Origin of the sequence: Burkholderia sp. ABCPW 11 (genome assembly GCF_001523445.1) — a bacterium.
Taxonomy (GTDB): Bacteria; Pseudomonadota; Gammaproteobacteria; order Burkholderiales; family Burkholderiaceae; genus Burkholderia.
In genome coordinates, this window is sequence record NZ_LOVM01000094.1 from 115711 (window position 1) to 141370 (window position 25660).

The window sequence follows — 25660 nt, forward strand, 5'->3', positions numbered from 1 at the left end:
CGACAGCCCCGTGGTTGCCTAATCGCGCTGGGCCAGGGCAGCGGAAAAGAAATCGGTCACCATGCGCACGCGTGCCGGCACATACCGGCGTTTCGGCCAGACGAGACTGATGTCTCTCGCTTCTTTCAAAAATTCGTCGAGAACGGTGACGATGCCGGCATGCTCGAGTTCGTCGGTAAGCGAAGCCCGAGTGAAGAGGCCGATTCCGACACCCGCCAGCACGCCCGCCCGAATCGTTTCGACGCTGTTCGACGACAAGTTGCCGCGAACGGTCACGCTGAAGTCGCCGGCGGGGCCGACGAACGGCCAGTTGGCGGCCGATTCCGAAAGGCCACCATACAGAAGGCAATTGTGATCGACGAGTTCATCAGGCGTCTTCGGAATGCCATGGCGCTCGAAATAGTCCCGGGAGCCGACGCAAACGAGGCGCGTGCTTGCCACGCGTTTGACGACAGCGTCGGCATCGTCGACTCGGCCGACTCGAATGGCGAGATCGATGCGATCTTCCACCATGTCCCGCACGAAGTCCGAGAGAACGAGATCGACCCGAAGCCCGGGATTCGATGCCAGCAAGTCCGGGATCAGCGGAAGAACGTGCAGGCGGCCAAAGGTCGAAGGCGTCGCGATCCTGACCAGGCCCGTGACATCGAGCGTGCTGCTCGTCATCTCGCTGTCGGCTTCGTCGAACTCGTCGACGAGCGGCTTCATGCGATCGTAATAGCGCTGCCCCTGATCCGTCAGCGTGACACTCCGAGTGCTGCGGTTCAGCAGCATGACGCCGAGGCGTTTCTCGAGCGAACCGACCGCCTTGCTGACGGCCGACTGCGAGTGGCCGGTTCTACGCGCCGCAGCCGAGAATCCGCCTGCGTCGACAACGGCGATGAAGGCGCCGACTTCGTCCAATCGATCCATTGCAGCCCCTGGCGAAACCGCTCGTTTCCGCGCACGGATCGCTCACGTTGAAGTGCGAGCGATTCTAGCAAGGAATAGCGCTTATGAAGATTCGCCCGATTATCATTCGCGGCGCAGACCGTTACGCTTTCTTCCGTCACCCCCAATACACGGAAGATTCCAATGACTTCTCTCGTAGGCAAGGTCGCCGTCGTCAGCGGCGGCACAACCGGTATCGGTCTCGCAATCGCGCAGCGCTATGTGGCCGAAGGTGCGCACGTATTCATTTTCGGGCGCCGGCAGGCCCAACTCGACGCGGCCGTCGAGCGGATCGGACGCAATGTCACGGCCATCCAGGCCGACGCGGCGAATCTCGACGATCTCGAACGCGTCGCGTCGGCGGTCAGGGCCGACAAGGGCGCGATCGACATCGTCGTGTCGAATGCGGCGTTGGTCGAGCAGGCGTCGATCGATACCCTGACCCCGGAACATTTCGACAGGACGTTCGACCTCAACGCCCGTGCTCCCGTCTTTCTGGTGCAGAAGCTCCTGCCGCTCATGACGAATGGCGGATCGATCATTCTGGTTTCGTCGGCCATGCACGTGATGGGCATTCCGGGTCACACAGCCTACGCGGCGACGAAAGCGGCCTTGCGTTCGTACGCGCGCACCTGGGCCGCCGAGTTCAAGAATCGCGGCATTCGGGTCAACACGCTGAGCCCGGGCGTCACCGACACGCCGATGCTCGACTCGCAGGTAACGAATGCGCAGGAGCGTCAGTCCCTCGTCGACATGTACCTGAACATGATCCCCATCGGCCGGCTCGCGCAGCCCGAGGAGATGGCGAACGCGGCCGTGTTCCTTGCATCCGATCAAAGCGTGTACATGACAGGCGCGGACCTGATGATCGACGGCGGCGTCGGTCAGGTTTGAGGCTCACCGGCATCGCGCGGCCGTCGACCGCGCGCTGCCGGCGTCCAACCGCCGACGCTCAATTCCAAGCATGGCGCGCCGGGCGCACGCCGTTCAGGTAGTAGTTGCCGACGAGGTGATATTTCCAGCGCACCGGATCGTGCAGCGTATGCGTGCGCGCGTTGCGCCAATGCCGGTCGAGGTTGTGCTCGGCGAGCGTCGACTGCGTGCCCGCCAACTCGAACAGCTTCTCGCCGGCGAGCAGCGCGACCTCGGTCGTCAGCACCTTCGCTTCGCCGACCGCGACGGACGCGCGCGCGACATCGTCTTCGGTCACGTCGCCCTTTACCGCGATCTCGTCGAGCGTGCGCGCCGCACGCTCGAGCAACGCGTCAGCCGCATGCAGCTGGATGTGCAGGCGGCCGATTTCGCGAATCGTCAGCGGGTCGTCCGCTGCCCGCTCGACGCCGCTGTCGACCCACGGCCGCGTGCGGGTTCGCACGAACGCGAGCGTATCGTCGATGGCCGCCTTCGCGATACCCGCGTCGATCGCCGCCTGGATGATCTGTGACAGTGGACCGTTGAGCGTCGGCACGTCCGACACGCGCTGCGCGGGCAGCACGTGCGATGCCGGGATGCGCACCGCATCGAGCACGACCGTGCCGCTCGCGGTCGTGCGCTGCCCGAATCCCGACCAGTCGTCGATCACGGTCAACCCCGGCGTCGGTTGCGGCACGTACGCGAGCCATGCCTGGCGCGCGTCGTCGAGCCCGAGCACCGGCACGTAATGCGCGAACAGCGCACCGGTCGAATAGAACTTCGTGCCGTCGACGACGTAGTCGTCGCCGTCGCGGCGCACGCGCGTCTTCAGGTCGAGCACGTGCTTCGTGCCCTTCTCCGAGAACCCGTTGCCGAACCGCTTGCCGCTCAGCACCTCGGCGAAGAAATGACGTTTCTGCGCGTCGGTGCCGACGAGCGCGATCACGTCGACCAGCCCGAAATGATTCTGCGGAAGCTGCCCGAGCGACGCATCGGCCGCGGCGACGATCTTGATCACCTCGGTGAGCGTCACACGCGATACGCCTGCGCCGCCGTATGCCTTGGGCACCGTGATCGCCCACAGCCCCGACTGCGAAAACCATTCGATTTCCTCGCGCGGCAGGCGACGCTCGCGATCGCGCTCGGCGGCCCCTTGCGCCAGGCGTTGTGCCAGCGCATGCGCGACCGCAAGCGCTTGCGCGTCGTCGGCGATCACGTTCGCCGCCCGCGGTGGCACGTCGGCCGGCCGCTCCTGAATCGTCGCGCTCGTGTCTGACATCGGTCTCTCCTGTCGAATGGCGAAAGCATTCAATCTAGCAGCGCCGTGCACGCCGGAAAACCGAGCGATTCTCGAAACGATATTCCTTGGGAGAACAAACGACGTCGAACCTGATGCAGGCGAACCGGCGTTTGGACGTCGCAACGGACGCGAGAACGTCGATGCGCGCTCATTCGATCGCGGTTGCAGCCCCGATAATACGCAGCGACGATAACGATCCGAGAATCCGTTATTGGAGCGCCCGCGTCGCGCTTCCTATACTGGGCTCCCGGCGCACACGGCCCGTCTTTCGAGGAATACCGCATGACTTCGTCGCACGCAGCCCCCGACCTTTCCACCGGTACCGACTACGATGCGCTCGCGAGCCGGTTCCGGCCGATCTTCGCGCGCATCGCCACCGGCACCGCCGAGCGCGAACGCCGCCGCGAACTGCCGCACGAGGCGATCGGCTGGCTGAAATCGGCGGGCTTCGGCGCGATACGGCTGCCGGCGAGCGCCGGCGGCGCCGGCGCGTCGCTGCCGCAGTTGTTCCGGTTGCTGACCGAGCTGGCCGCCGCCGATTCCAATTTGCCGCAGGCGTTGCGCGGGCACTTCGCGTTCGTCGAGGACTGGCTGAACGCGCCGGACGGGCCGCAACGCACGACCTGGCTCGACCGCTTCGCGAGCGGCCAGCTCGTCGGCAACGCGTGGTCGGAAACCGGCGACGTCCCGCTCGGCCAGACCGTCACGAAGGTGGCGGAGCGGCACGGCCGGCTCGTGCTGAACGGCCGGAAGTTCTACAGCACGGGCAGCCTGTTCGCCGACTGGATCGACGTGTTCGCGCAGCGCGCGCACGACGGCAGCGACGTGATCGTCGCCGTGTCGACCGCGCAGCCGGGCGTGATCCGCGAGGACGACTGGGACGGTTTCGGCCAGACCACCACCGGCAGCGGTACGACGCGTTTCGAGGATGCGGCGGTCGATGCGGAGAACGTGATCGATTTCGCACGCCGCTTCAAGTATCAGACCGCGTTCTACCAGTTGTTCCATGTCGCGACGCTCGCCGGCATCGGCCACGCGATCGTGCGCGACGCGGGCGAACTCGTGCGCAACCGCACGCGCGTGTACAGCCACGGTAATGCGCAGCGCGCCGGCGACGATGCACAGCTGCAGCAGGTGATCGGCGAGATCGCGTCATGGGCGTACGCGGCCGACGCGCTCGCGCTGCGTGCCGCGCAACCGCTTCAGCAGGCGTACGAAGCGCGCTTCGGCGGCGACGAAGCGGCCGAGCAGGCCGCGAACGTCGCGGCCGAAATCGAATCCGCGCAGAGCCAGCTCGTCGTGTCCGAACTCGTGCTGCGCGCGGCGACGCGCCTGTTCGACGCGCTCGGCGCGTCCGCGACCCGCAGCACGACCGCGCTCGATCGCCACTGGCGCAACGCGCGCACCGTGTCGTCGCACAATCCGCTCGTCTACAAGGCACGCATCGTCGGCGACTGGATCATCAACGGCCGCACGCCGCCGTTCGTCTGGCGCGTCGGCAACGGTGCGGGCGCAGGCGCGGAAACGGGAGCCGCGCAATGAGCAAGACGATCCGCTTCAACGCGTTCGAGATGAACTGCGTGGGCCATCAGTCGCCCGGCCTGTGGGCGCATCCGCGCGACCGCTCGTGGCAATACAAGGATCTCGACTACTGGACCGACCTCGCCCGCGTGCTCGAGCGCGGGATCTTCGACGCGATCTTCATCGCGGACGTAATCGGCTACTACGACGTGTACAAGGGCAGCAACTATCACGCGCTGCACCAGGCCGCGCAGATCCCCGTCAACGATCCGCTGCAACTGGCCGCGCCGATCGCGATGGCGACCGAGCATCTCGGCATCGGCATCACCGCGTCGACGACGTTCGAGCACCCGTACACGTTCGCGCGCCGGCTGTCGACCGCCGACCATCACACGAAGGGCCGGCTCGCATGGAACATCGTCACGTCGTACCTGGAGAGCGGCGCGAAGAACGTCGGCGATCGCGGGCTGCGCACGCACGACGACCGCTATGCGGTCGCGGCCGAGTACGTCGAGGTGCTGTACAAGCTGTTCGAGGGCAGTTGGGAGGACGGCGCGGTGGTGCGCGATCGCGACGGCCGCGTGTTCACGCATCCCGAGAAAGTGCACGAGATCGGCCACAAGGGCCGCTTCTTCGACGTGCCCGGCTATCACCTGTGCGAGCCGTCGCCGCAGCGCACGCCGGTGCTGTTCCAGGCCGGCGCGTCGGGCCCCGGCAAGGCGTTCGCCGCGCAGCACGCCGAATGCGTGTTCGTCGCCGCGCCCACCCGCGACCAGCTCGCGCGCTACGTGGCCGACGTGCGCGCGCAGGCCGCCGCCGCCGGGCGCGACCCGGCGAAGGTGCTGATCTACAACCTCGTCACGGTGATCGTCGACGAAACCGACGAGCGGGCACAGGCCAAGTTCGACGAGTATCGGCGCTACGTGTCGTACGACGGCTCGCTGGTGTTCATGTCGGGCTGGACCGGCATCGACTTCGGCCAGTACGCGCCGACCGATCCCGTCAGGCGCGTCGAAACGAATGCGATCGTGTCGGCGGTCGAGCACCTGTCGGGCGGCGACACCGCGTGGACGATCGAGGCGTTGGCTGCCTGGGGCGGCATCGGCGGGATGGGCCCGGTGTTCGTCGGATCGGCGGCGACCGTCGCGGACATCCTGCAGGAATGGGTGGCCGCGACCGACGTGGACGGCTTCAATCTCGCGTATGCGGTCGCGCATGAAACCTTCGAGGACGTCGTACGCCATCTCGTGCCCGAACTGCAGCGCCGCGGCGTGTATCCGGCCGCGTATGCGCCGGGCACGCTGCGCGAAAAACTCTTCGGCGGCTCGGCGCGACTGCCCGACGAGCATCCGGCCGCGCGGTATCGCGACATCGAACAGGTCAAGCGCGAGGCCGAGCGGGAAACGGTCGGCGCATAACGGCAAGATGTCGAAGCCGGTCCGTCCGCATTCACTCACGCGGCGACCGGCTTCAGCGCAAACGGCTTCGTGCAGTCCGACGAAGCCGTTCGTGTTTGGCGGGGAGCGCGAGCGTCCCCGTCGGCGCTCACGCGACGCTTTCGTCGTCGATGTCGTGCGCCGTCGGTTCGTACCGCACGATCAGCAAAAACGCAATCGGCGTGACCGCACTGACCGCGACAACCCAGAACATGTCGGTGCCGAGCCGGGCCTGAAGGATCGGCAGCACGAACAGCGCGAGCGCCTGACCGATGCCGCACAGCGACCGCCCGAAGCCGACGCCGGTGCCGCGGATCGCGGCCGGATACGACAGCGTCGGATAGATCATCATCTGCGCACCCGGCCCGAAACCTTCCGCGAACAGCCACGTACCGAGCATCAGCAGCACGACGCCCACCGCCAATGCGCCGTGCGGATGCCCTGCGAGCGCCAGCGCGACGAGCGCGACCGTTTGCAACGCGAACCCCGCGATCGCGACATGACGCGACGGATAGCGATACGCGAGCCGCATGCCCAGCAAGCCGCCGGTGAACGCGAACAGCACGTTCAACGCCAGCGACGCGGCGATCGTCTCGAACACGCCCGCCCCCAGAAATTGCGACAGAATCGACGGCAGGAAGAACGCAATCGCCGTGTATTCGAACGGGATGCACAGGTTCATCACGCTGGCGACGATCGTGCGCCCTAGATACGGCCGCTGGAACAGCACGCGAATCCGCACGGGCGGCGGGCTCGGTTCGCGTCGCGCGTCGTCCGCTTCGTGTGCGTGAATGCCGTACGACTCGCGCAGAATGCGTGCGGCATTGGCCAGATCGCCCTGATTCGCGGCCCACAGCGGCGATTCGTTCATGAAGCGGTTCCGGAACAGGATGATGACGAGCGCCGGCACCGCGCCGAAGATCAGCGACGCGCGCCACAGCCATCCCGCATGCTCGGCCGGCAGCAGGAAATACAGGCCGAAGATCAGCAGGAAGCATACCGACGACGCGACGTACCACATCGGACACCATGCAGCGAGCCGGGACGCCTTGTTGCCGCGCCCGCTGAACTTCGAGAATTCCGCGAGGAACGCCATCGCGACGGGCAGGTCGATGCCGACGCCGAGCCCCATCACGAAACGCGCGGCGATCAGCACCCAGACGTTCGGCGCGAGGCCGGCCGCGATCGCCGCAACCACGAAGAACAGCATGTCGGCCATGAATACCTGATAGCGGCCGATCCGGTCGGTCAGCCAGCCGCCGATCAGGCTGCCGAAGATCGTGCCGATCATGATCGCCGACCCGACCAGCCCGGTCAGCGCGGGCGTCAGCCCGAATTCGCGCGCCACGTCGTCGATGCCGTACGACAGCGTCGTCAGGTCGTATGCGTCGAGAAACACGCCGCCGAGCGCCAGCAGCACGATCATCCGCGCATGGCTGACCGAACTATCCACGGTGTTGATCAGGCGCGCGACGTCGCTGGCCGAGCGGATGGGGGAAGAAACCGGCGTGACCGGGCTCAGATCGATCGAACTCATCGGATTCCTTAGTTTGATGCCGAATGCACGGCAAGGTCGTCGTGATCGTGAAGCCGGGAACCGGGCAGGTGCCTGCGCGACCAGTGCGGCGTCGAGCGAATGCGGCCGTGCGATCGCCGGGTTCCGGCAGCGGAAATTCTGTTCCTCCGCTCCGGCAATCCCAAGCGATATAAAGCGATAAATTAATCGGCGTGCGTCATAAAGTTGCGCGGGGCACGCTTATCAGCAACGTGCATGTTCAATCGCGGATTTCTTCGTTAACGGATCGCCTGCGCTTCGTTACATTAGCCCTCTTCCCAGCCTGTTCGCGGCGCATTGCCGCTCTTCCGGAGAATCCCCGATGAAGCCGTTCTGGTCCCGCGTGTGGCAATCCGCGGCCCTCGTCGTTGCCGCGCTTGCCGGCCTCGCGTCGATGCACGCGCACGCGGCGACGCCCGCCGAAATCCGCGTCGACTATGCGTATTACTCGCCCGAGAGTCTCGTGGTCCGCCACTTCGGCTGGCTCGACGACGAATTCAAGGCCGACGGTACGGCGATTCGCTGGGTGCTGAGCCTCGGCAGCAATCGCGCGCTCGAATACCTGAACAGCGGCGCGGTCGATTTCGGCTCGGCCGCGGGGCTGGCGTCGGTGCTCGCGCGGGCGAACGGCAACCCGATCCACACCGTCTACGTGTTCTCGCGCCCGGAATGGACGGCGCTCGTGGTGCGCAAGGATTCGCCGATCCGTTCGCTCGCCGATCTGAAGGGCAAGAAGATCGCCGCGACGCGCGGCACCGATCCGTTCCTGTTCACGCTGCGCGCGCTGCACACGGTCGGGCTGACGCGCGACGACGTCGAGATCGTCAACCTGCAGCATCCGGACGGCCGCACCGCGCTCGCGAACGGGCAGGTCGATGCATGGGCCGGGCTCGATCCGCACATGGCCGCCGCCCAGCTCGACGACGGCGCGCGCCTGCTGTACCGCAACGTCGCGTTCAACACGTACGGGTTCCTGAATGTTCGCGATGCGTTCGCCAGCCAGTATCCGCAGGCGGTGACGCGCGTGCTGAAGGTCTACGACCGCGCGCGCCAGTGGATCGTCGCGCATCCGGCCGAGACCGCGCAGATCGTCGCCGATCAATCGAAGGTGTCGCTGCCGGTCGCGAAGCTGCAGCTTCAGCGCAACGACTTCGGCGACCCGGTGCCGGGCGACACGCAGCGCGCGGCGCTGAAGGCCGCGGCGCCGGTGCTGACGGCCGAGCAGTTGACCAAGCCGGGCGTCGATCCCGCGAAGATCGTCGATGCGCTGATCGATCCGTCGTTCGCGCGCCCGATCGTCGCGGCGTCGCATTGAGCATGCCCCCGGTGACGAACACCGCCGCGCGCGGCGATGCGCGCGCGTCGCACCCACCCGCTTCGCCGCCCCGCGCGGTCCGGGGCGACCCGCTGCGCGCATGGCGTATCGCGGGCCTCGCGCTGCCGTTCGTCGCGCTCGTGCTGCTGGAGTTCGTGGTGCGGCGCGGCTGGCTGCCGGATCATCTCGTGCCGGCGCCGAGCGAGATTCTCGATACGCTCGCGCGGATGGGTGCCACGCGGCTCGCCCGTCACGTCGGTGCGAGCACGCTGCGCGTCGCGGCCGGGTTTGCGGCCGGCGCCGGGCTCGCGCTCGTCGTCGGCGCGGCGATGGGCCTGAGCCGCCGGATCGACGCGCTGTTCGAACCGACGTTCCAGGCGCTGCGCGCGATTCCGTCGCTCGCATGGGTGCCGGTACTGCTGCTGTGGCTCGGCATCGACGAAGCACCGAAGATCACGCTGATCGCGATCGGTGCGTTCTTTCCGGTTCATCTCGCGGTGGTCGCCGGCATTCGCGACGTGGACCGCAAGCTCGTCGAGCTCGGCGCCGTATACCGGCTCGGCCCGCTCGCTTTGTTCCGTCGGATCCTGCTGCCGGCCGCGCTGCCGCAGATCGTCACCGGCCTGCGGACCGGCCTCAGTCTCGCGTGGATGTTCATGGTCGCCGCGGAGCTGATCGCGGCCACGCGCGGTCTCGGCTTCCTGCTGAGCGACGGCCGCGAGACCGGGCGCCCCGATCTCGTGTTCGGCGCGATCCTGCTGCTCGCGTTGCTCGGCAAGCTGACCGACGGCGCGATGCGCCGCGTCGAGTCGCGCTGGCTCGGCTGGCGCGATGCGTTCGGCGGCGCGTCGCGCGAGGGCGGGCAATGAGCGCCTACCCTTCCGTGCGCCCGACCGCCGGCGTCGCCGCGCCGCTGCTCGACCTGCGGATCGCCCGCAAGCTGTACGGCAGTCGCACGATCCTGGCCGACATCGCGTTGCAGGTCGCGCGGGGCGAGATCGTCTGCGTGGTGGGCCCGAGCGGGTGCGGCAAGAGCACGCTGTTGCGGATCGTCGCGGGCCTCGACCGGGATTTCCGCGGCAGCGTGACGCTCGACGGCAGCGTGCTGGCCGGGCCGTCCGCGCGCGTCGGCGTGATCTTTCAGGAGCCGCGGCTGCTGCCGTGGCTGTCGATCGCGGACAACGTCGGCTTCGCGTCCGGCCCTCGGGGCGGACGCCACCCGAGCGTCGCGCGATTGCTCGACGAAGTCGGCCTGGCCGGCGTCGCGCGGCAACTGCCGGCCACGTTGTCGGGCGGGATGGCGCAGCGCGCCGCGATCGCGCGCGGGCTGTTCGGCGAGCCGGATCTGCTGCTGCTCGACGAACCGTTCAGCGCGGTCGACGCGATCACCCGGATGCGCTTGCAGACGCTGCTGCTCGACGTCGTCCAGCGGCACCGGATGGCCGCGATCGTCGTCACGCACGATCTCGACGAAGCGCTGTATCTCGGCGATCGCGTGCTGATGCTCGCACCGAATCCAGGCCGCATCGACGACGAAATCCACGTCGACGTCGCACGGCCGCGCGATCGGCGCGATCCGTCGCTGGCCGCGCAGCGCGTGCGGCTGCTCGATGCGTTCCAGCGCTTTCACGATCGCGCGGCGGGCGACACGGCCGGCGTGCCGGCCGCGCCGGCCTGACGTCGCTGGCCCGCGCGACACACGACTTCACGGCGAGGACACCGATCGGACGAACGCGGCCAGATCGCGATTGAATCGCTCGGCTTCCTCGATGAACGGCGCGTGCCCCGATTCCGCGTACACCTTGCCGACGATGCGTGGATTCAGCTCGGCCGCGCGGGCCAGCGTCGCGTGCGTATCGACCAGCGCGTCGCGGCCGCCGTAGACGAAGAGCAGCGGCACGCGCGCGTTGCCGAGCCCCGTGGCGGCGAACACCGACATCGTCGGGATGGCCTTTTGCATGTCCCACGACGCCATCGCGGCGTTGGCGAGCAAGCGCTCGAACGTGGCGGCAGCCGGCCGACGGTTGAAGCACAGACCGACGAACGTGCGTTCGCCGTCGAGACGCGTCTTCAGGTCCGGCGCATTCATGTCCCGATACACGTCGGGATGATCGACGATCTGGCCCGGCGCGAGCTCGACCACGCCATCGACGTACACCGCGCCCGCGATCGCGCGATCGCCGTATTTGGTGAGGTAGTTCGAGATCACCACGCCGCCGAGCGACCAGCCGACCACGACCGGCTTGCGCGCATGCGCGCCCTCGATGACCGCGGCGAGATCGTCGCCCCAGCGGGTTCCGTCGCGATACGGCTGCGCGCCGGCCGGCTTGTCCGACAGCCCGTGGCCGCGCAGATCGTACGTGATGATGCGGAATCGGCGCAGTTCGGGGCTGTCGACCTGCGCGTCCCAGTTCAGGCGGCTGCCGAGCAGGCCGTGAATCAGGATGACCGGTACGCCGCCGGGATCGCCGCTTTCCTGAACGGCCAGCTTCACGCCGTCCGTCGACGTGACGGTATAGCTCAGCGGCGCGGCCGCCGCGTCGTACACCCATGCGAAGGGCGTCGCCCACCAGATCGCGGCAATCAGCCAGCGGATCAGCACTCGGGTATTCACGATTTTTCCTCCAGGCATGAACGGACGCCCAGTCTCAACCCTCACACTGATGTGAGAGTCAAGCGAATCGTGTTAACCTGCTCTCATGAAAAACCCGCCTGCTCCGCCCCCGCTGACCATCGGCAAACTCGCGCAGCTCACCGGCGCGAGCGTGCGCTCGATCCGGCACTACGACGAGCACGGCCTGCTCGCGTCGGTGCGCGCGGCCAACGGCTATCGCCTGTTCCCCGAAAAAGCGGTGACGCAGGTCAAACAGATTCAGCGCATGATCGCGACCGGTTTCACCCTCGACGACATCCGCGGCTTTCCGGACTGCATGCTGCTGATCGACGGCGCGCGTTCGTGCGATCAGATAACCGACGTCCAGCGCGAACGCCTCGACGCGATCGACCGCCAGATCGCCGATCTCGAAAAGCGGCGCGCGCGGCTCGTCAAGATGTTGCGGGAGGGCGCGGTGCCGCCGCTCGATTGATCGATGCGCGGTTTCGTCGGCGGCCCGCCTTTTCCCGCCGCGGATACCGGGCCGCCCGCGCGCTTCGGGCACAATACGCACCCTCACCTTTTTGCCCGGGGTCACACACATGCGTGTCATCGTCGTCGGAACGAGCGGATCCGGGAAATCCACCTTCGCCAGCGCGCTGGCAACCGCCGCGGCCTGCCCCTGCATCGAACTCGACCGGCTCTACTGGGGCCCCGGCTGGACCGCCGTGCCGCCCGCGCAGTTCGAGCGGGAGGTGCGGGCGGCGACGGCCGGCGACCAATGGGTCGCCGACGGCAACTACAGCGCGGTGCGCGACGTGCTGTGGTCGCGCGCCACGCACGTCGTCTGGCTCAACTTCGGGCGATGGACGGTGTTTTCCCGCGTGCTCCGACGCACGATCGGCCGCGGGCTCATGCGCACCGAGCTGTTTCACGGCAACCGGGAATCGCTGCGGATGGCGTTCTGCTCGCGAGACTCGGTGCTGCTGTGGTCGTACACGACATTCGCGAAAAACCGCGTCAAGTTCGCCGGCTTGCGCGACGACCCGAAATACGCGCATCTGCAATGGACGGAGATCACCAGACCGTCGCGTGCCCGCGCGGCCATCGAGACCCTCGCCCGCGCCGGCCGTTGCGATTGAGCGCGGCACGAACCGCGTCGCTTCAATCGTCGAAAGTGCCCTGATATTCCGGCGCGGCATCCGCGCGCGTGTTCAGTTCGAACATCACGCCGCCCGGCGCGCGGCAAAAGAAGCGCGAGCCGCGCCCGTTGTTGAAGACGCCGGTCTCCATCGCGACGCCCTCTTCCTTGAAGCGCGCGAACAGCGCTTGCACGGCATCGAGGCTCGGCAGTTCGAAGCCGACGTGGAAATTGGTCGGCCACGCGGGCACGCCGTCGCCGACGTGATCGATCACGACGTCGAAGCCCGGGCGCTTGAGGATCCAGGATTTTTCCCAGCTTCCCGCGATCGTGAAGCCGAGGTATCGCTCGAAGAATCGGGCGGTCGCCAGTGTGTCGGCGGAAGGAAAGCTCAGGTGGTTGAGCTTCATCGTGGGTGTCGTTGCATTCATGGTCGCGCTCTCCGATGCGGTGATGGGCGCAGGCCCCATGCCGTGCCGCCCGAGGACTTCAGAATACGAGCGCGGGCTTGCATCCCACAACTCGCATTGGACGTTCCGCCGCACGGACGCGAAACCCTTGCGGGGCCGAGCGTTGCGGGATGGCGACGATCGCTGCGGAAGGCGCCACTCGCATTCGCGACGGGTACCGTCGATGCGGGATGCCCGAGCGGCCGACGCGAAACGACGACGGCCCGGGATTCGCGTACGAACCCCGGGCCGCCGATCGGCCGTGAGTACCGGGCTTCGCCTGCATCGCCCGGCACCACGCGTCGCTCACGATGACGCGACCTGCATCAGAACTGATAACCCGCGCCGACCACCGCGCCGAAGTCCGACCGCGCGTTGCCCGTCACCGATGCCTTGACGACCCAGCGATTGTTCTCCGTCACGTACGAGTAGCCGGCTGCGAAGCCCTGCTGGCCGTGATAATTCGACGTCGCCGCCGACACCATCGAGCGCCCCGCGCCGGTCGGCTGCGGCAAGCCGGCCACCGCCATCGCCGACGCGACGCCGCCGTACATGTCCTTCTTCAGGTCGTTGAACGAGTTGTACACCTGCCCGATGCGCTGGTCGGTATACCCCTTCGCCTGCGTCGACGCCGTCGCGAGGTTGTCGTTCAGTTGCTGCACGTTCACCGCGTCGGTCGGCGCCGTGCCGGCCGCGACGTTCGTGATCTGGCGCTCGCTGCCCTTCGCGCCGACCGAGAACGAGTTGTCGCGATCGGCGACGGAGCCCTGGCCGACCGCCACCGCGTTCTTGCCGGTCGCGGTCGCCGTCGACCCGATTGCACCCGCGTCGGCACGCGCGATCCATGTGGTGTTCGCATCGGTCGCGGCCGCGCGGATCTTGTCGTTGGCCGCCACGTTCTTCAGCGCGTTGTTGAACTGCCCCATGTTGACCGCGTCGTTGTCGCTCACGCCCGCCGCGACACCGGTCAGCACGCGGTCGCCCGCCGTGCCGGAGAAGTTCACGCTCGCGCCGCCCGAATCCTTGCCGACCGTGATCGCGCCGTTCGGATCCTGCTGCTGCACGAGGCCGGCCTTGCCGTTCGCGATGTTGGTCACGCTGCCTTGCAGGTTCGAAATGTCGGTGGTGTTCTTCGACACCTGCTGGTTGGTCGCGTAGAGCTGCGAACCGTTCACCGCGTCGGTGCTGGTCGCGCCGAGCGTGCCGGCCTGCACGTTGGTGATACGTGTGCCGCCCGCACCGCCGAGCGTGATCGTGCTCTTGGAGCCATCGTCGTACTGCACCGCGAGCGCGCCGAGCTGGTTCAGGTTCGACTGCACGTCCTTCAACTGCTTCACGTTCACCGCGTCGGTATCGCTGGTGCCCGCCGCGACGTTCTTCAGCACGACCGCCGACGTTGCGTCGCCGCCGACGAGCGAGACCGAATTCAGCCGGTTGCCGCTCGCGTCGACGTCGTACTTGACGACGTTCTTCACGGCTTCGCCGGCCTGGTTCGACACCTGCGTGATCTGCTGTTCGAGCGCGGTCTTCACGCCCGACAACTGGCCGCCGTTCACCGCATCCGTGCTGCCCGCGGCGAGGTTGCCGTCGGCCACGTTCGTCAGCTTCGTCGGCGCACCGCCGCGCGCGGCGTTGAACGCGCCGAGCGTCGGGTCGAACTGCAGCGCGTCCTGTTGCAGCCCGGCAATCGCGGCGGTGTTGCCCGCGATGTTCGTTTCGGCATTGCCGATGCGCGTTTCGTGATTCGCAAGCGTCGTCGTGTTGCTTCCGACGCGGCCGTCGAGGTTCGTCAATGCGTCGCCGACGTTGTCGAACGCGCTGCCGCCGATCTTGTAGTTCGGTGCGCCGATCGAGCCGTCCGAGTTCGCGGTCGCGCCGCCGCCGAGCGCGGCCGCGGCGCCGTCGGTCGCGCGACGCAGTTGCGCGCCGTTCACCGCATCGGTGCTGCCGGCCGCCACGTTGCCTTCCGCGACATTGGTCACGCGCACCGGGCTGCCGCCGTTGCCTGCGCCGAGCGACACCTGCCGCTTGCTCGGATCGTCGTATTTGACGGCGAGCGCATCGAGCTGGCTCGTCCCGTCGTGAATCGCCGCGTTCAGCTGATCGACGTTGACCGCGTCCGTTCCGCTCTTGCCGGCCGCGACGTTGCTGATGAGCTGCGGGCCGTGGCCGCCGTGGCTCGCATCGTACGCGCCGAGGGCCGGGTTCCATTGCAGCGCGTCCTGCTGAAGCGCCGCGATGTTGCCGGTATTCGCCGTCACCTGGTTGCCGACGGTCGCGATCGACTGGTTGAGCGTGTCGGTCGCCTTGCCGAGCTGGCCCACGTTCACCGCATCGCCTGCCGCCACGCCGTCCGCGACGTTGTGCAGGCCGACCGGCGCCGCGGCGCCCGTGCCGCCGAGCGTGACGCCGCCGTGCGCATCGTCGTCGTACTGCACCGCGTTCTTCGTCGCGTTGCCGATCTGGCCGGCGATCGACGTGCTCAGGTTGCCGAGCGTCGTGCTGAGGTTGTTCGTCACGCTCGTGCTGAGCGATGCGAGGCCGCCCGTCAACTGACCGACGTTGACGGTGTCGTGGACGTCCTTGCCGTCCGCGACGTTGTGCAGCGTCGTGCCGTTCGGGCCGGCGAACGTCACCGAGTCGAAGTCGCTCGCGCCGTCGTACTTGACGTTGCGCGTATCGGCCGCCTGCAGGTTGACGATGTTCGACGCCGCGGTGCTCAGCGAGCCGTTGATGCCGGTCACGCTGTTCTGCAGGTTCGCGATGTTCGAAGCCGCCGTCGAAACGGACGTCTGCAGCGGCGTGAGGCTGCCCTTCAACTGGCCGACGTTGACGGCGTCGGTATCGGCGACGCCGGCGGCCACGCCGCCGATCGTCGTGCCGGTGGCGCCGTCGAGCGCGATCGCCGCATGCGAGTCGTCGGTGTATTTCACGACGTTCTGCGTCGCCGTGACGATGCTCGTGCTGAGGCTGTTGCCGACGCTGGTCACGCGCTGGTCGACGTTCGAGATCGAGGTCGACAGCGCATTGCCGACCGACGTCACGCGTGCGTCGACGTTGCCGATGCCCGTGCTCAGCGTGCTGTTCACGTTCTTCAACTGCTGGACGTTGACGGCATCCGTATCTGCCGCGCCTGCCGCGACGTTCTTGAGCTGGCGTTCGCTGCCGAGCGCGCCGAACGACACCGCGCCGCCGACCGGTGCGGCCGTGCCGCCGAACACCGGCGTGCCGCCGTTGTTCGCGCCGACACTGCCCGAGCCGATCGCCACCTGGTTGTTGTCGTTCGTCCGCGCGCCCGCGCCGATCGCCACCGATTGCGTGCCGGCCGCACGCGTCTGCGTGGCCGCGTCGTACGATGCGCCGGCCGATACGCCGTCGCTCGACGTCGGGTTCGCACCGCCGATCGCGATCGAACGGTCGCCGCTGGCCAGCGCCGAATGGCCGAGCGCGATCGAGCTCGTGCCGTGCGCATCCGCGACGTTGCCGAGCGCCATCGAGAAATCGCCGACCGCAGCCGACTGGCGGCCGATCGCCAGCGCCGTGTTGCCCTGCGCGACCGCCACCGTACCGATCGCGGTGGCCGAGTTCGCCAGCGCCTGCGAGCCGACGCCGATCGCGATCGCGCCGCCGCTGCCGCTGCCGCCCTTGCTGCTCGCATTCGACTGGTCGCCGATCGCGATACCGCTGGCGCCTGCCATCGCATTGGTGCCCTGCGTCACGTTCGCGGTACTGACCGCGACGTAGTTGCCGCTCTTCGTTGCCACACACAGCGGGTTGGTGCCGTCGATGCACTGGCCGTTCAGCGCGTTGTCCGGGTTGCCGCGGTCGACGAAATTGTCCGCGTGCGCGGCGCCGGCGATCAGCACACCCGCGCCCGTGAACATCGCGGCGGCAAGCGCCGAAATCTGCTTCCTCTTCATGGTCTTCTGCTCCGTTGTGTAGCGTCTGGTTTGAATACGGACTACTTACTTTTATTGACAGCTTCGACTTCGATTGCGACTTCGTTTCGGAAGCGGATTCCGGCGCCGGGCTTCCGACGCCGGGCAAGCCATGCCAACACGACACGCGTCGAGCACCCGTTTCGACCGGGCGTTCGAACACCCGGGGGCATGCCGTCGGCCTGACGTCCCGTTCCGTTAATTCGACAACTGCATTAGGAATACGTATTGATTCATATGGACGAGTCTTTCCCCGGCTGAATCCGGAGATTCAACCCGTCGTCATATGCATCCCCGATTTGTCGCCGCGCCGATCGCGACCCACACTGCTTCTTTTATTTCATTCCCGGCAACCCGGGTTTCACTCCGTGCAGCGAGCACGTGGCGGGACAGTCATCAATTGATGCGCCGGCTTCGGATCAGGCAACGTCCGTCACCGCTTGCGGCGCTTCCGCTGCCCTGCCCCACCCGTGACTCAAAGTTCGGACGAATTATGAGACACGGAATTAAATTATTAAAGTCGACATTCTTTATAGATTGTAAAATTCCAAATATTCAATGGTTTACGTAAAATACACCCATTCCGCAAACGATTTCGCGCCAGCGCCGTTATTCAAAACCTTTTGCCGAGCGGATAAATACTTTGCCAAAGCGGATTCAAATAATCCTTTTCTCGAAAATACAATCCGAAAGCCGGCCGGTCGCGCGGTTTTCTCACTGGATATACGCGTAAACCACGAGCAATGATGCACGTCGACGTTTCACGTTCCTGTCGCAAACCGCCATTTTCCATAATCGCGAAGATGGAATGGTGCAAATGGAGCCGTCATGTCTGGCCGGATTCCGAATATGCTCCTACAATTCGGCTCGCATCGATTCCGGCAGTCGCGATCGTCGTCCACGCGAGCACGGCGATCCGTCGCGTCCCGACCGACCCGGCGATCAAAACGACGAACGCCGCGCGGCTCCCCCTTGTCCGAAATCGACGCGAGCGTGCGATGCGCCGGGATGCATCGCCACGCAGCGGCCTCCGACGTTTCCACCTCACCGGGCTGGCCACCCGCGGAAAACGCAGCCAACTGCCTTTTAACAACAGGTGCACGATGCCTTCATCGATCTCCGCATTGCGCGACGCGCATATCCTGATCGTCGACGATCAACCCGACCAGCTCCGTTTGCTGACCGACATGCTGTGCAGCACGGGATGCCGGATCAGCGTCGCATTCGACGGCGCGCAAGCGTGCCAGCGCGCGCAGGCGCTGATGCCCGACCTGATCCTGATGGACGTGCGCATGCCGCGCATGGACGGCTTCACCGCATGCCGCCTGCTGGCCGCCGATCCGCTGACGGGCGCGATCCCGATCATCTTCCTGACCGTGGCCGGCGCGTTGCATGAACGGCTCGAGGGGCTCGAGATCGGCGGTGTCGACTATGTGGTGAAGCCGTTCGAGCCGGCGGAGGTGATCGCGCGGATTCGCGTGCAGCTCTCGCGCGCGAAACGCGAACGGTCCGCCGGGACGGAAACGGCGGAAAGCCCGTTCGCGGGCGGCAACGACGACGACATCATCGTGCGCGCAGCCATCCGCCACCTGTCGCGCACGCTGAACGATCCGCCGACGGTGGAGGAACTGGCGCGTGCGGTCGGCACGCACGAAAAGCGCTTGTCGCGCGCGTTTCGCGACAATCTCGGCCAGACGGTGTTCGAATATCTGCGCTACGAGCGACTGCGGATCGCGCAGGATCTGCTGGACTCCACATCGCTCAGCATCGCCAGTATCGCGAAGGAAATCGGCTTTTCCACGCCGGCCAATTTCGCCACCGCCTTCCGCGAACGTTTCGGCATCACGCCGACCGAATGGCGACGCCAGGGCCATGCGGGCGCGCGCACGGCTACCCGGGAGCCGCAACGCCGCGTGTAGGCCGCGTGCGACGCACTCACGCTCACCAGTTGTATTTCGCGCTGGCCAGCACGGTCCGCTCGTTGCCGAACACGCACACGGCGTACGACTGACAGCCGCTGACATAGCGCCGGTCGAACAGGTTCGCGACATTCACCGCGAAACGCCAGCGCGGCAGCTCGTAATGGATCGCGAGGTCGTAAAGCGTCACGCTCGGCACCGTCAGCGAATTGTCCGGCGCGCCGGCCGATGCGCTCTGGTAGCGCACGCCGCCGCCGATGCCGAGGCCCGCCAGCGCGCCCGTGCGCCAGGTCCAGTCGGCCCACATCGACGCCATCTGCCGGGGCAGCGGGACGGACACCGGCCAGTGGTTCAGCGACGCGTCGTTCGCCTGCACGTTCTTGACGTCCTGATAGAGATACGACGCGACGATCGACAGCTCGCGCGACACCTGGCCGACCGCGCTCAGCTCGATGCCGCGCGAGCGCACCTTGCCGGTCTGCACCGACGTCGTCGCGGTCGGGTCGAGATTCACCGGCGTGGGCGTGACGACGTTGGTCTGGTCGATCCGATACACGGCCGCATTCAGCATCAGGTTCCGGCCGGCCGGCTGCCAGCGCAGTCCGGCCTCCGTCTGCGTGCCGCGCGTCGGCTTCGGCAAGCCGCCGCCGTACATCCGCACGCCGATGACCGGATCGAACGACGTCGAATAGGCGACGTACGGCGACAACCCGGCGTCGCCGCGATAGGTGAGCCCGACCCGCCCGGAGAACGCACTGACGTCCTGCTGTGCATGCGAGCCGGCGGCCCGGTCGTCGAACCGCGCATTCACGACGTCCTCGCGGCCGCCGAGCGTCAGCGTCCAGCGCCGCCAGCGGATCTGGTCCTGCGCATACACGCCGAATCCGTTCATCGCGGTGTACTGGTCGACGTGGCCGAGCGATGTCGGGCCCGAGAAGATCGCGGCGGTCACAGGCCGATAGACCGGGTGATACAGGTCGAGCGACGGGGCGAGCGCGAGTTGCACGCTGTTGGTCGTCGTCTGCCGGTCGAACTGCAGGCCGAACAGCAGCGTGTGTTCGAGCGGCCCCGTGCCGAAGTGCGCCTGTGCGCGATTGTCGATGTCGAGCCGGCTGTAGTTGAGCTGGAACAGCCCCGCGAAACGCATCATGTTCGTCGTGCTTCGGGGCGCGAGGCCGTTGCCGAACACCGTCGCATCGTCGAGCGACAGGTGCGACCAGCGCACGTCCTGATGCAGCGTCCAGATCGCGTTCACGCGGTGTTCCAGCGCGTAGCCGAGCGACCATTGCTTCTTGCGGTAGTCGTTGAACGACGGGTCGCCCATGTAGATGTCCTGCGACAGGCGGCCGTTCGGGTTCGGCAGCACCGTGCCCGACGCGGGCAGGAAGTTCGACGAGATGTCGCCGCTGTCCTGCAGGTATGTCGCGGAAAACGTCAGCGACGTGTCGGCGTTCGGCCGCCACCGGAACGACGGCGCGAGCGCGACGCGCCGGTCGCCGTTCGGGCCGGTTACCGCGTTGCCGTCGCGCGCGACGCCGACGAAGCGGTATGCATACTTGCCGTCCGGATCGAGCCTGTCGCCGACATCGAGCATGGCTTGCTTGCGCGCATCGTTGCCGATCTGCACGCCGGCTTCACGCACGCGCGTGCCGTCGGCGCGCTTCGTCTGCGCGTCGACGATCGCGCCGGGCTCGCCCGCGCCGTACAGCACCGACGTCGGCCCACGCAGCACCGCGATCGAATCGATCGTGTACGGATCGACGCGCCAGTTCGCGATCACGGCCGTGTTCGGCGCCGGCAGGCCGTCGACGTACAGCGTCGGCGTGAAGCCGCGCAGCGCCGCATACCAGTCGGTGCGGCTGTCGGCGCCGAACGTCGCGAAGCCGGGCACGTAGCGCAACGCCTGGTTCAGGTCGGCCGCGCCGGTCATCTCGATCTGTTGCGCGGTGACGATGTCGATCGTTTGCGGAATCTCGTCGATCGGCGTGTCGGTCTTGGTGCCGGTGGCAGTGCGCCGCCCGATGAGCCCGACGGCCGAAGCATCGGCCGGCCCTCGCACGTCGATGGCCGGCAGCACGGCCGCCGCCCCAGGCGCCGATGCCTGCGCGTGCGCACCGCCCGCGGCGGCCGCGCACAACGCTCCGCCTGCCGCGATCGCCATCGCGCGCCGCCCCGTCCCTGTCTCCGTCCACATCGTCTCGATACTCCGTCGTGCTGGGTTGGCCCGTTCGGCCGGATCGACGAACCGTGTATTGCCCGGTCCGTCCGGTGGTGTCGTGATTGCCGTGCCCGGCGAACGCAGTGAAGCGGAGATCGGTGCGCACCGACCGATTGCGCCGTTCGCGAGCGCAGCGATCATACCGGCCGAACGTGGCGCGGTCTTTAAAAAAGAATTGGACCGGTGACGGCGGCGGCACGCATATTGCGCGTCGCCCGAACCGCATTCGGGAACCCGGCGCAGCCGGGCATCGACGTGACACGCACATCCGGCAGGATTCACATCGGTATTTCAGGCTGGCGCTACCCGGGCTGGCGGGGAACGTTCTACCCGGCGGACCTGAAGCAGGCCGGCGAGCTACGGTATGCAGCGAGCCAGATGCAGACGATCGAGATCAACGGCACGCACTACAGCCTGCAAGCGCCGGACAGCTGGCGGCGCTGGTATGCCGAAACGCCGCCGGGGTTCGTGTTCAGCGTCAAGGGTTCGCGCTACCTGACGCATATCCTGCGTTTTCGCGACGAGGCCGCCACGGTCGCGTGCGCGAATTTTTTCGCTCAGGGGTTGTTCGCGCTGAAGGAGAAGCTCGGGCCGCTGCTGTGGCAATTCCCGCCCTCGCTGCGTTTCGACCCGGCACACATGGAGCACTTCCTGGGCCTGCTGCCGCACGATACGGAAGCCGCGCTCGCGCTCGCCCGCCGGCACGATTCGCACGTCCGGGCGCCTTATCTGGAGATCGACCGCAAGCGAGCGTTGCGCCACGCGGTGGAAGTGCGGCACGACAGCTTCGTGGATCCGGCGTTCGTGAAGCTGCTGCGCCGCCACAAGGTCGCGCTCGTCGTGTCGGATTCGACCGAGGCGTGGCCCCAATTCGAGGATCTGAGCGCGCGGTTCATCTACATGCGGCTGCACGGCACCGAAACGAAGTATTCGGGCGAATACGCCGATGCGGCGCTCGAGCGATGGGCACGCCGGATCGACACGTGGAGCCGGGGCGCGCAACCCGACGATGCGCGTCTCGCCGCACCGGCGCTGCACCCGCCACGCGCGGCGACGCGCGACGTGTACTGCTATTTCGACAACGACACGAAAACGCAGGCGCCGTTCGACGCCAGGCGGCTGATGGCGCGGCTCGGGCTGCATGCGCATGACACGGCATCCGAATGAAGCGGCCGGCAAACTGCACGCCGAACATGCCATCGGCAGACGAGACGCCGGGCGCGAAATATGCTCCGGTGCTCCCGGATCGCGCGTCCTCGTCGCGCGCACCGCGCGCCCGGCAAATTTTTCACGACCGGCAACCGGCGCCATGGGCCAACCCTGCAAGGAGAAAAAGCGATGACCCTGCTCATCTACCTGGTCGGATGGATCATTTTCATCGGCGGCGTCGTCTGGGGTTTGATGACGCTGCACGTCGCGCAGCACATCATCGAGATCGTGGCCGTCATCCTGTTCGGCATCGCGGTCATCACCGGCGCGACGCGCGCCCGGAATCGCGACCGGTCGTAGCACTGCACGGGCGCGGGCGCCTGCCCCCAACGGTCGAACGGCATCGTCCGGATTCCTTACGTACGTCGCATGGCCGTTTCGCGCGCCCGAGCTGGTCGTGCGCGAATCGACCGGGGTAGCGCCGGATTGACGGTTCGGTATCCACACGTTTGCGGCTGCGGCGTGCGGCGTATGCGTCGGGAATGAACGAAGTGGCGTCGGTCCCGCGGTTGCCGTTTTCTCGTTCGACGAGGGCGGAAACGTACATCGCTCCCTTCAACGCGCGGCGAACCGATGCAGGAAGAGATCGGGAAACCCGAGATGGAGGCATGCGACGCCACGGCTCCCCGAAACGCAAAATGGCGCGTCACCGAGCCAACGCCGCGCGAGTCGACACGATTCGTCGTCCCGCCGGCGTTGTGGATGACGCGCCTGAGGTGTGAAGATTCGCGGCCGCCCGGAGCATGCGGCGGCCGCGGTATCGACGTCGCCTACTTCTTGATCACCGGAACGGTGAGCGAAGTGACGAGCGACGTCACGGGTGCCAGCAAACCACCGCCCGACGCGCTACCGCCCCCTTGCGCGGAATTGCCGTTCAGCGAAACCGCCAGCGCGGGAACGACGCCGGCCACCGACCCGACGGCCGAACCGACCGATTGCACCGCCGCGTTGGCGATCGTCGCGCCGCCGGAGATGAGCGCCCCCGCGGCGTTCGTCACACCGCCGACCGCACCGGCTGCCGTACCGCCATTGAGCGCGACACTCAGTGCCGGAAGGGTTCCGGCGACCGCGCCGGCGGTGCCGGTCACGGTGTGCGCGAGCGAACCCGTCAGGCCAGTGGTGACCGTCGCGAGCGAGCCCGCCGCACCGGTTGCGCCGGTGAGCGCGCCGGTGAGCGCGCCGGATCCCGAGCCGACGACGTTGCCGGCACCGCTCGTGGCGGATCCGATCAGCGACGTGACGGTCGATGCGATCGGTGCGATCGCCGCGGTGCCGCTGCCGGCGAGGCCGGTTACCGCGCCGGACGCTGCGCCGATCGCACCGGTGGCTGCGCCGACCGGCAACGAGCCGCCGAGATTGCCGACGATGCTCGTGATCGGCGTGATCAGCGCGCCGCCGTTGCCGGCGACACCGGTGACGGCATTGACGACGCCCGTGCCCGCGTTGGCGACCGTGCCCACGAGGCCGCCGAGACCGCCGGTCGCGCCGCCGGCACCGCCCACTGCGCCAGCCAGCGTTCCGACTGCACCGGTGGCCGTGTTGCCGACCGCACCCACGACGCCGCCGAGACCACCGGCCGCACCGCCAGCACCGCCCACTGCGCCGGCCAACGTTCCGCCTGCGCCGGTGGCCGTGTTCCCGACCGCACCCACGACGCCGCCGAGACCACCGGCCGCACCGCCGACACCGCCCACTGCGCCAGCCAATGTTCCGGCTGCGCCGGTTGCCGAGTTGGCTACCGTGCCTACGATGCCGCCGAGACTGCCGAGACCGCCGGTCGCACCACCACCGACACCGCTCGCTGCGCCAGCCAACGTTCCGACTGCGCCTGTTGCCGAGTTGGCTACCGTATCAACGATGCCGCCGAGACTGCCGAGGCCACCGGTCGCACCGCCGCCGACACTACCCGCTGCGCCGGCCAACGTTCCGACTGCACCGGTTGCCGAGTTGGCTACCGTGCCCACGATGCCGCCGAGACCGCCGGCCGCGCCGCCAGCACCGCCCACTGCGCCGGCCAGCGTTCCGACTGCACCGGTGGCCGTGTTGCCCACCGTGCCCACAATGCCACCGAGACTGCCGGTCGCACCGCCGACACCACCCGCTGCGCCGGCCAACGTTCCGACTGCACCGGTGGCCGAGTTGGCTACCGTGCCTACGATGCCGCCGAGACTGCCGAGACCGCCGGTCGCACCGCCGCCGACACCGCTCGCTGCGCCAGCCAACGTTCCGACTGCACCGGTTGCCGAGTTGGCTACCGTATCAACGATGCCGCCGAGACTGCCGAGGCCACCGGTCGCGCCGCCGCCGACACTACCCGCTGCGCCAGCCAACGTTCCGACTGCACTTGTTGCCGAGTTGCCAACCGCGCCTACGACGCCACCGACACCGCCCACTGCGCCGGCCAGGGTTCCGGCTGCACCTGTTGCCGAGTTGGCTACCGTGCCTACGATGCCGCCAAGACCGCCGGCCGCGCCGCCAGCACCGCCCACTGCGCCGGCCAGGGTTCCGACTGCACCGGTGGCCGTGTTGCCCACCGTGCCCACGATGCCACCGAGACTGCCGGTCGCACCGCCGACACCACCCGCTGCGCCGGCCAACGTCCCGACTGCACCTGTTGCCGAGTTGGCTACCGTGCCTACGATGCCGCCAAGACCGCTGGTCGCGCCGCCAACACCGCCCACTGCGCCGGCCAGCGTTCCAGCTGCGCCTGTTGCCGAGTTGGCTACCGTGCCTACGATGCCGCCAAGACCGCCAGTCGTGCCGCCGGCACCGCCCAAGGCGCCAGTCACAGTTCCAACTGCACCCGTTGCCGTGTTACCCACCGTGCCCACGATGCCACCGAGACCGCCGGTCGCACCGCCAGCACCACCCAGTGCACCAGTCAGCGTTCCGACTGCCCCCGTCGCCGTATTCGCTACCGTGCCGACGACGCCACCGAGACCACCGGTCCCACCGCCGACACCACCCAAAGCACCAGTCAGCGTTCCGACTGCACCCGTCGCCGTATTCGCTACCGTACCGACAACACCGCCGAGCCCGCCGGTCGGATCACCCACTCCACCCAAGGCACCCGTCACCGTACCGACAGCGCCACTTGCCGCATTGCCCACCGTTCCGACAACGCCACCGAGACCACCGGTCCCACCGCCAACGCCACCCAGCGCGCCAGTCAGCGTTCCGACCGCACCCGTCGCCGTGTTCGCTACCGTGCCGACAACACCGCC

19 protein-coding genes are annotated in these 25660 nt (G+C 67.5%); 11 read left to right on the forward strand and 8 right to left on the reverse strand.

Translation table 11 applies throughout. The features are described 5' to 3' along the window. Positions 1-18: 18 nt before the first annotated feature. A complete protein-coding gene (locus WS61_RS30920; protein ID WP_059506269.1) occupies positions 19-912 on the reverse strand; it encodes a LysR family transcriptional regulator in 894 nt (297 codons plus the stop codon). 162 nt (positions 913-1074) lie between these two features. Between WS61_RS30920 and WS61_RS30925 the strand changes: the two genes are divergently transcribed. Beyond that, positions 1075-1824, forward strand: coding sequence for an SDR family NAD(P)-dependent oxidoreductase (locus WS61_RS30925; RefSeq protein ID WP_059506271.1), 750 nt, complete (start codon positions 1075-1077; stop codon positions 1822-1824). A gap of 58 nt (positions 1825-1882) precedes the next feature. Here WS61_RS30925 and WS61_RS30930 read toward each other — a convergent pair whose 3' ends face one another. After that, positions 1883-3121: an SfnB family sulfur acquisition oxidoreductase gene (locus tag WS61_RS30930; protein ID WP_059506273.1), complete on the reverse strand. Its 1239-nt coding sequence runs from the start codon at positions 3119-3121 to the stop codon at positions 1883-1885. Positions 3122-3424: 303 nt separating this feature from the next. Here WS61_RS30930 and WS61_RS30935 point away from each other — a divergent pair, with 303 nt between their 5' ends. Together WS61_RS30935 and WS61_RS30940 are read left to right on the forward strand one after the other, a co-directional pair. Further along, the gene (locus WS61_RS30935; protein WP_059506275.1) at positions 3425-4684 is read left to right on the forward strand and encodes an acyl-CoA dehydrogenase family protein; all 1260 of its coding nucleotides are present in this window, start codon (positions 3425-3427) and stop codon (positions 4682-4684) included. Continuing rightward, positions 4681-6081, forward strand: a complete 1401-nt coding sequence (locus tag WS61_RS30940; protein ID WP_059506276.1) for an LLM class flavin-dependent oxidoreductase — start codon at positions 4681-4683, stop codon at positions 6079-6081. The genes WS61_RS30935 and WS61_RS30940 overlap by 4 nt, the downstream gene beginning before the upstream one ends. A gap of 127 nt (positions 6082-6208) precedes the next feature. Here WS61_RS30940 and WS61_RS30945 read toward each other — a convergent pair whose 3' ends face one another. Continuing rightward, positions 6209-7636: an MFS transporter gene (locus WS61_RS30945; protein WP_059506279.1), complete on the reverse strand. Its 1428-nt coding sequence runs from the start codon at positions 7634-7636 to the stop codon at positions 6209-6211. 340 nt (positions 7637-7976) lie between these two features. Here WS61_RS30945 and WS61_RS30950 point away from each other — a divergent pair, with 340 nt between their 5' ends. From WS61_RS30950 to WS61_RS30960, 3 genes are read left to right on the forward strand one after another with little or no spacing between them, the layout of a single operon-like run. Next, the gene (locus tag WS61_RS30950) at positions 7977-8969 is read left to right on the forward strand and encodes an aliphatic sulfonate ABC transporter substrate-binding protein (protein WP_059506281.1); all 993 of its coding nucleotides are present in this window, start codon (positions 7977-7979) and stop codon (positions 8967-8969) included. A 2-nt stretch (positions 8970-8971) separates the two neighbouring features. Then, positions 8972-9838, forward strand: a complete 867-nt coding sequence (locus WS61_RS30955) for an ABC transporter permease (protein WP_059506282.1) — start codon at positions 8972-8974, stop codon at positions 9836-9838. Further along, positions 9835-10647 (forward strand): ABC transporter ATP-binding protein, encoded by an 813-nt coding sequence (locus WS61_RS30960; protein WP_059506284.1) that lies wholly within the window; start codon positions 9835-9837, stop codon positions 10645-10647. Before WS61_RS30955 ends, WS61_RS30960 begins: the two co-directional genes overlap by 4 nt. Before the next feature lie 27 nt (positions 10648-10674). Here the strand turns inward: WS61_RS30960 and WS61_RS30965 are convergent, their stop codons facing one another. After that, on the reverse strand, positions 10675-11583 hold the full coding sequence (locus WS61_RS30965) for an alpha/beta fold hydrolase (RefSeq protein ID WP_095211877.1): 909 nt from the start codon (positions 11581-11583) through the stop codon (positions 10675-10677). Positions 11584-11668: 85 nt separating this feature from the next. Between WS61_RS30965 and WS61_RS30970 the strand changes: the two genes are divergently transcribed. Both WS61_RS30970 and WS61_RS30975 read left to right on the forward strand, forming a co-directional pair. Further along, complete coding sequence (locus WS61_RS30970; protein ID WP_059506288.1) at positions 11669-12055, forward strand: MerR family transcriptional regulator; 387 nt, start codon at positions 11669-11671, stop codon at positions 12053-12055. A gap of 109 nt (positions 12056-12164) precedes the next feature. Beyond that, positions 12165-12704, forward strand: a complete 540-nt coding sequence (locus WS61_RS30975; protein ID WP_059506290.1) for a toxin — start codon at positions 12165-12167, stop codon at positions 12702-12704. A gap of 22 nt (positions 12705-12726) precedes the next feature. On the opposite strand, the gene WS61_RS30980 is transcribed toward WS61_RS30975, so the two are convergent. After that, complete coding sequence (locus tag WS61_RS30980; protein WP_179949366.1) at positions 12727-13134, reverse strand: VOC family protein; 408 nt, start codon at positions 13132-13134, stop codon at positions 12727-12729. 344 nt (positions 13135-13478) lie between these two features. Continuing rightward, entirely contained in the window at positions 13479-17072 is a 3594-nt protein-coding gene (locus WS61_RS30985; RefSeq protein WP_059506294.1) for a YadA family autotransporter adhesin, read from the reverse strand. Positions 17073-18193: 1121 nt separating this feature from the next. On the opposite strand from WS61_RS30985, the gene WS61_RS30990 reads away from it, so the two are divergent. Then, positions 18194-19009, forward strand: a complete 816-nt coding sequence (locus WS61_RS30990) for a response regulator (protein WP_059506296.1) — start codon at positions 18194-18196, stop codon at positions 19007-19009. Between the two features lie 22 nt (positions 19010-19031). Here WS61_RS30990 and WS61_RS30995 read toward each other — a convergent pair whose 3' ends face one another. After that, positions 19032-21203, reverse strand: a complete 2172-nt coding sequence (locus WS61_RS30995; protein ID WP_059506298.1) for a TonB-dependent siderophore receptor — start codon at positions 21201-21203, stop codon at positions 19032-19034. Between the two features lie 279 nt (positions 21204-21482). Between WS61_RS30995 and WS61_RS31000 the strand changes: the two genes are divergently transcribed. Together WS61_RS31000 and WS61_RS35350 are read left to right on the forward strand one after the other, a co-directional pair. After that, positions 21483-22394: a DUF72 domain-containing protein gene (locus WS61_RS31000; protein WP_059506320.1), complete on the forward strand. Its 912-nt coding sequence runs from the start codon at positions 21483-21485 to the stop codon at positions 22392-22394. Positions 22395-22565: 171 nt separating this feature from the next. Then, complete coding sequence (locus WS61_RS35350) at positions 22566-22736, forward strand: hypothetical protein (protein ID WP_179949065.1); 171 nt, start codon at positions 22566-22568, stop codon at positions 22734-22736. A 470-nt stretch (positions 22737-23206) separates the two neighbouring features. Here WS61_RS35350 and WS61_RS31005 read toward each other — a convergent pair whose 3' ends face one another. After that, the gene (locus WS61_RS31005) at positions 23207-25033 is read right to left on the reverse strand and encodes a hypothetical protein (RefSeq protein WP_257127385.1); all 1827 of its coding nucleotides are present in this window, start codon (positions 25031-25033) and stop codon (positions 23207-23209) included. Positions 25034-25660 lie beyond the last annotated feature (627 nt).

Coding starts and splice junctions, on each gene's coding strand:
- WS61_RS30975 (WP_059506290.1), top strand. CDS start 12,165: ATGCGTGTCATCGTCGTCGGAACGAGCGGATCCGGGAAATCCACCTTC.
- WS61_RS30990 (WP_059506296.1), top strand. CDS start 18,194: ATGCCTTCATCGATCTCCGCATTGCGCGACGCGCATATCCTGATCGTC.
- WS61_RS30935 (WP_059506275.1), top strand. CDS start 3,425: ATGACTTCGTCGCACGCAGCCCCCGACCTTTCCACCGGTACCGACTAC.
- WS61_RS30980 (WP_179949366.1), bottom strand. CDS start 13,134: ATGAATGCAACGACACCCACGATGAAGCTCAACCACCTGAGCTTTCCT.
- WS61_RS30960 (WP_059506284.1), top strand. CDS start 9,835: ATGAGCGCCTACCCTTCCGTGCGCCCGACCGCCGGCGTCGCCGCGCCG.
- WS61_RS30930 (WP_059506273.1), bottom strand. CDS start 3,121: ATGTCAGACACGAGCGCGACGATTCAGGAGCGGCCGGCCGACGTGCCA.
- WS61_RS30955 (WP_059506282.1), top strand. CDS start 8,972: ATGCCCCCGGTGACGAACACCGCCGCGCGCGGCGATGCGCGCGCGTCG.
- WS61_RS30995 (WP_059506298.1), bottom strand. CDS start 21,203: ATGTGGACGGAGACAGGGACGGGGCGGCGCGCGATGGCGATCGCGGCA.
- WS61_RS30985 (WP_059506294.1), bottom strand. CDS start 17,072: ATGAAGAGGAAGCAGATTTCGGCGCTTGCCGCCGCGATGTTCACGGGC.
- WS61_RS30920 (WP_059506269.1), bottom strand. CDS start 912: ATGGATCGATTGGACGAAGTCGGCGCCTTCATCGCCGTTGTCGACGCA.
- WS61_RS30940 (WP_059506276.1), top strand. CDS start 4,681: ATGAGCAAGACGATCCGCTTCAACGCGTTCGAGATGAACTGCGTGGGC.
- WS61_RS35350 (WP_179949065.1), top strand. CDS start 22,566: ATGACCCTGCTCATCTACCTGGTCGGATGGATCATTTTCATCGGCGGC.
- WS61_RS30945 (WP_059506279.1), bottom strand. CDS start 7,636: ATGAGTTCGATCGATCTGAGCCCGGTCACGCCGGTTTCTTCCCCCATC.
- WS61_RS30970 (WP_059506288.1), top strand. CDS start 11,669: ATGAAAAACCCGCCTGCTCCGCCCCCGCTGACCATCGGCAAACTCGCG.
- WS61_RS30950 (WP_059506281.1), top strand. CDS start 7,977: ATGAAGCCGTTCTGGTCCCGCGTGTGGCAATCCGCGGCCCTCGTCGTT.
- WS61_RS30925 (WP_059506271.1), top strand. CDS start 1,075: ATGACTTCTCTCGTAGGCAAGGTCGCCGTCGTCAGCGGCGGCACAACC.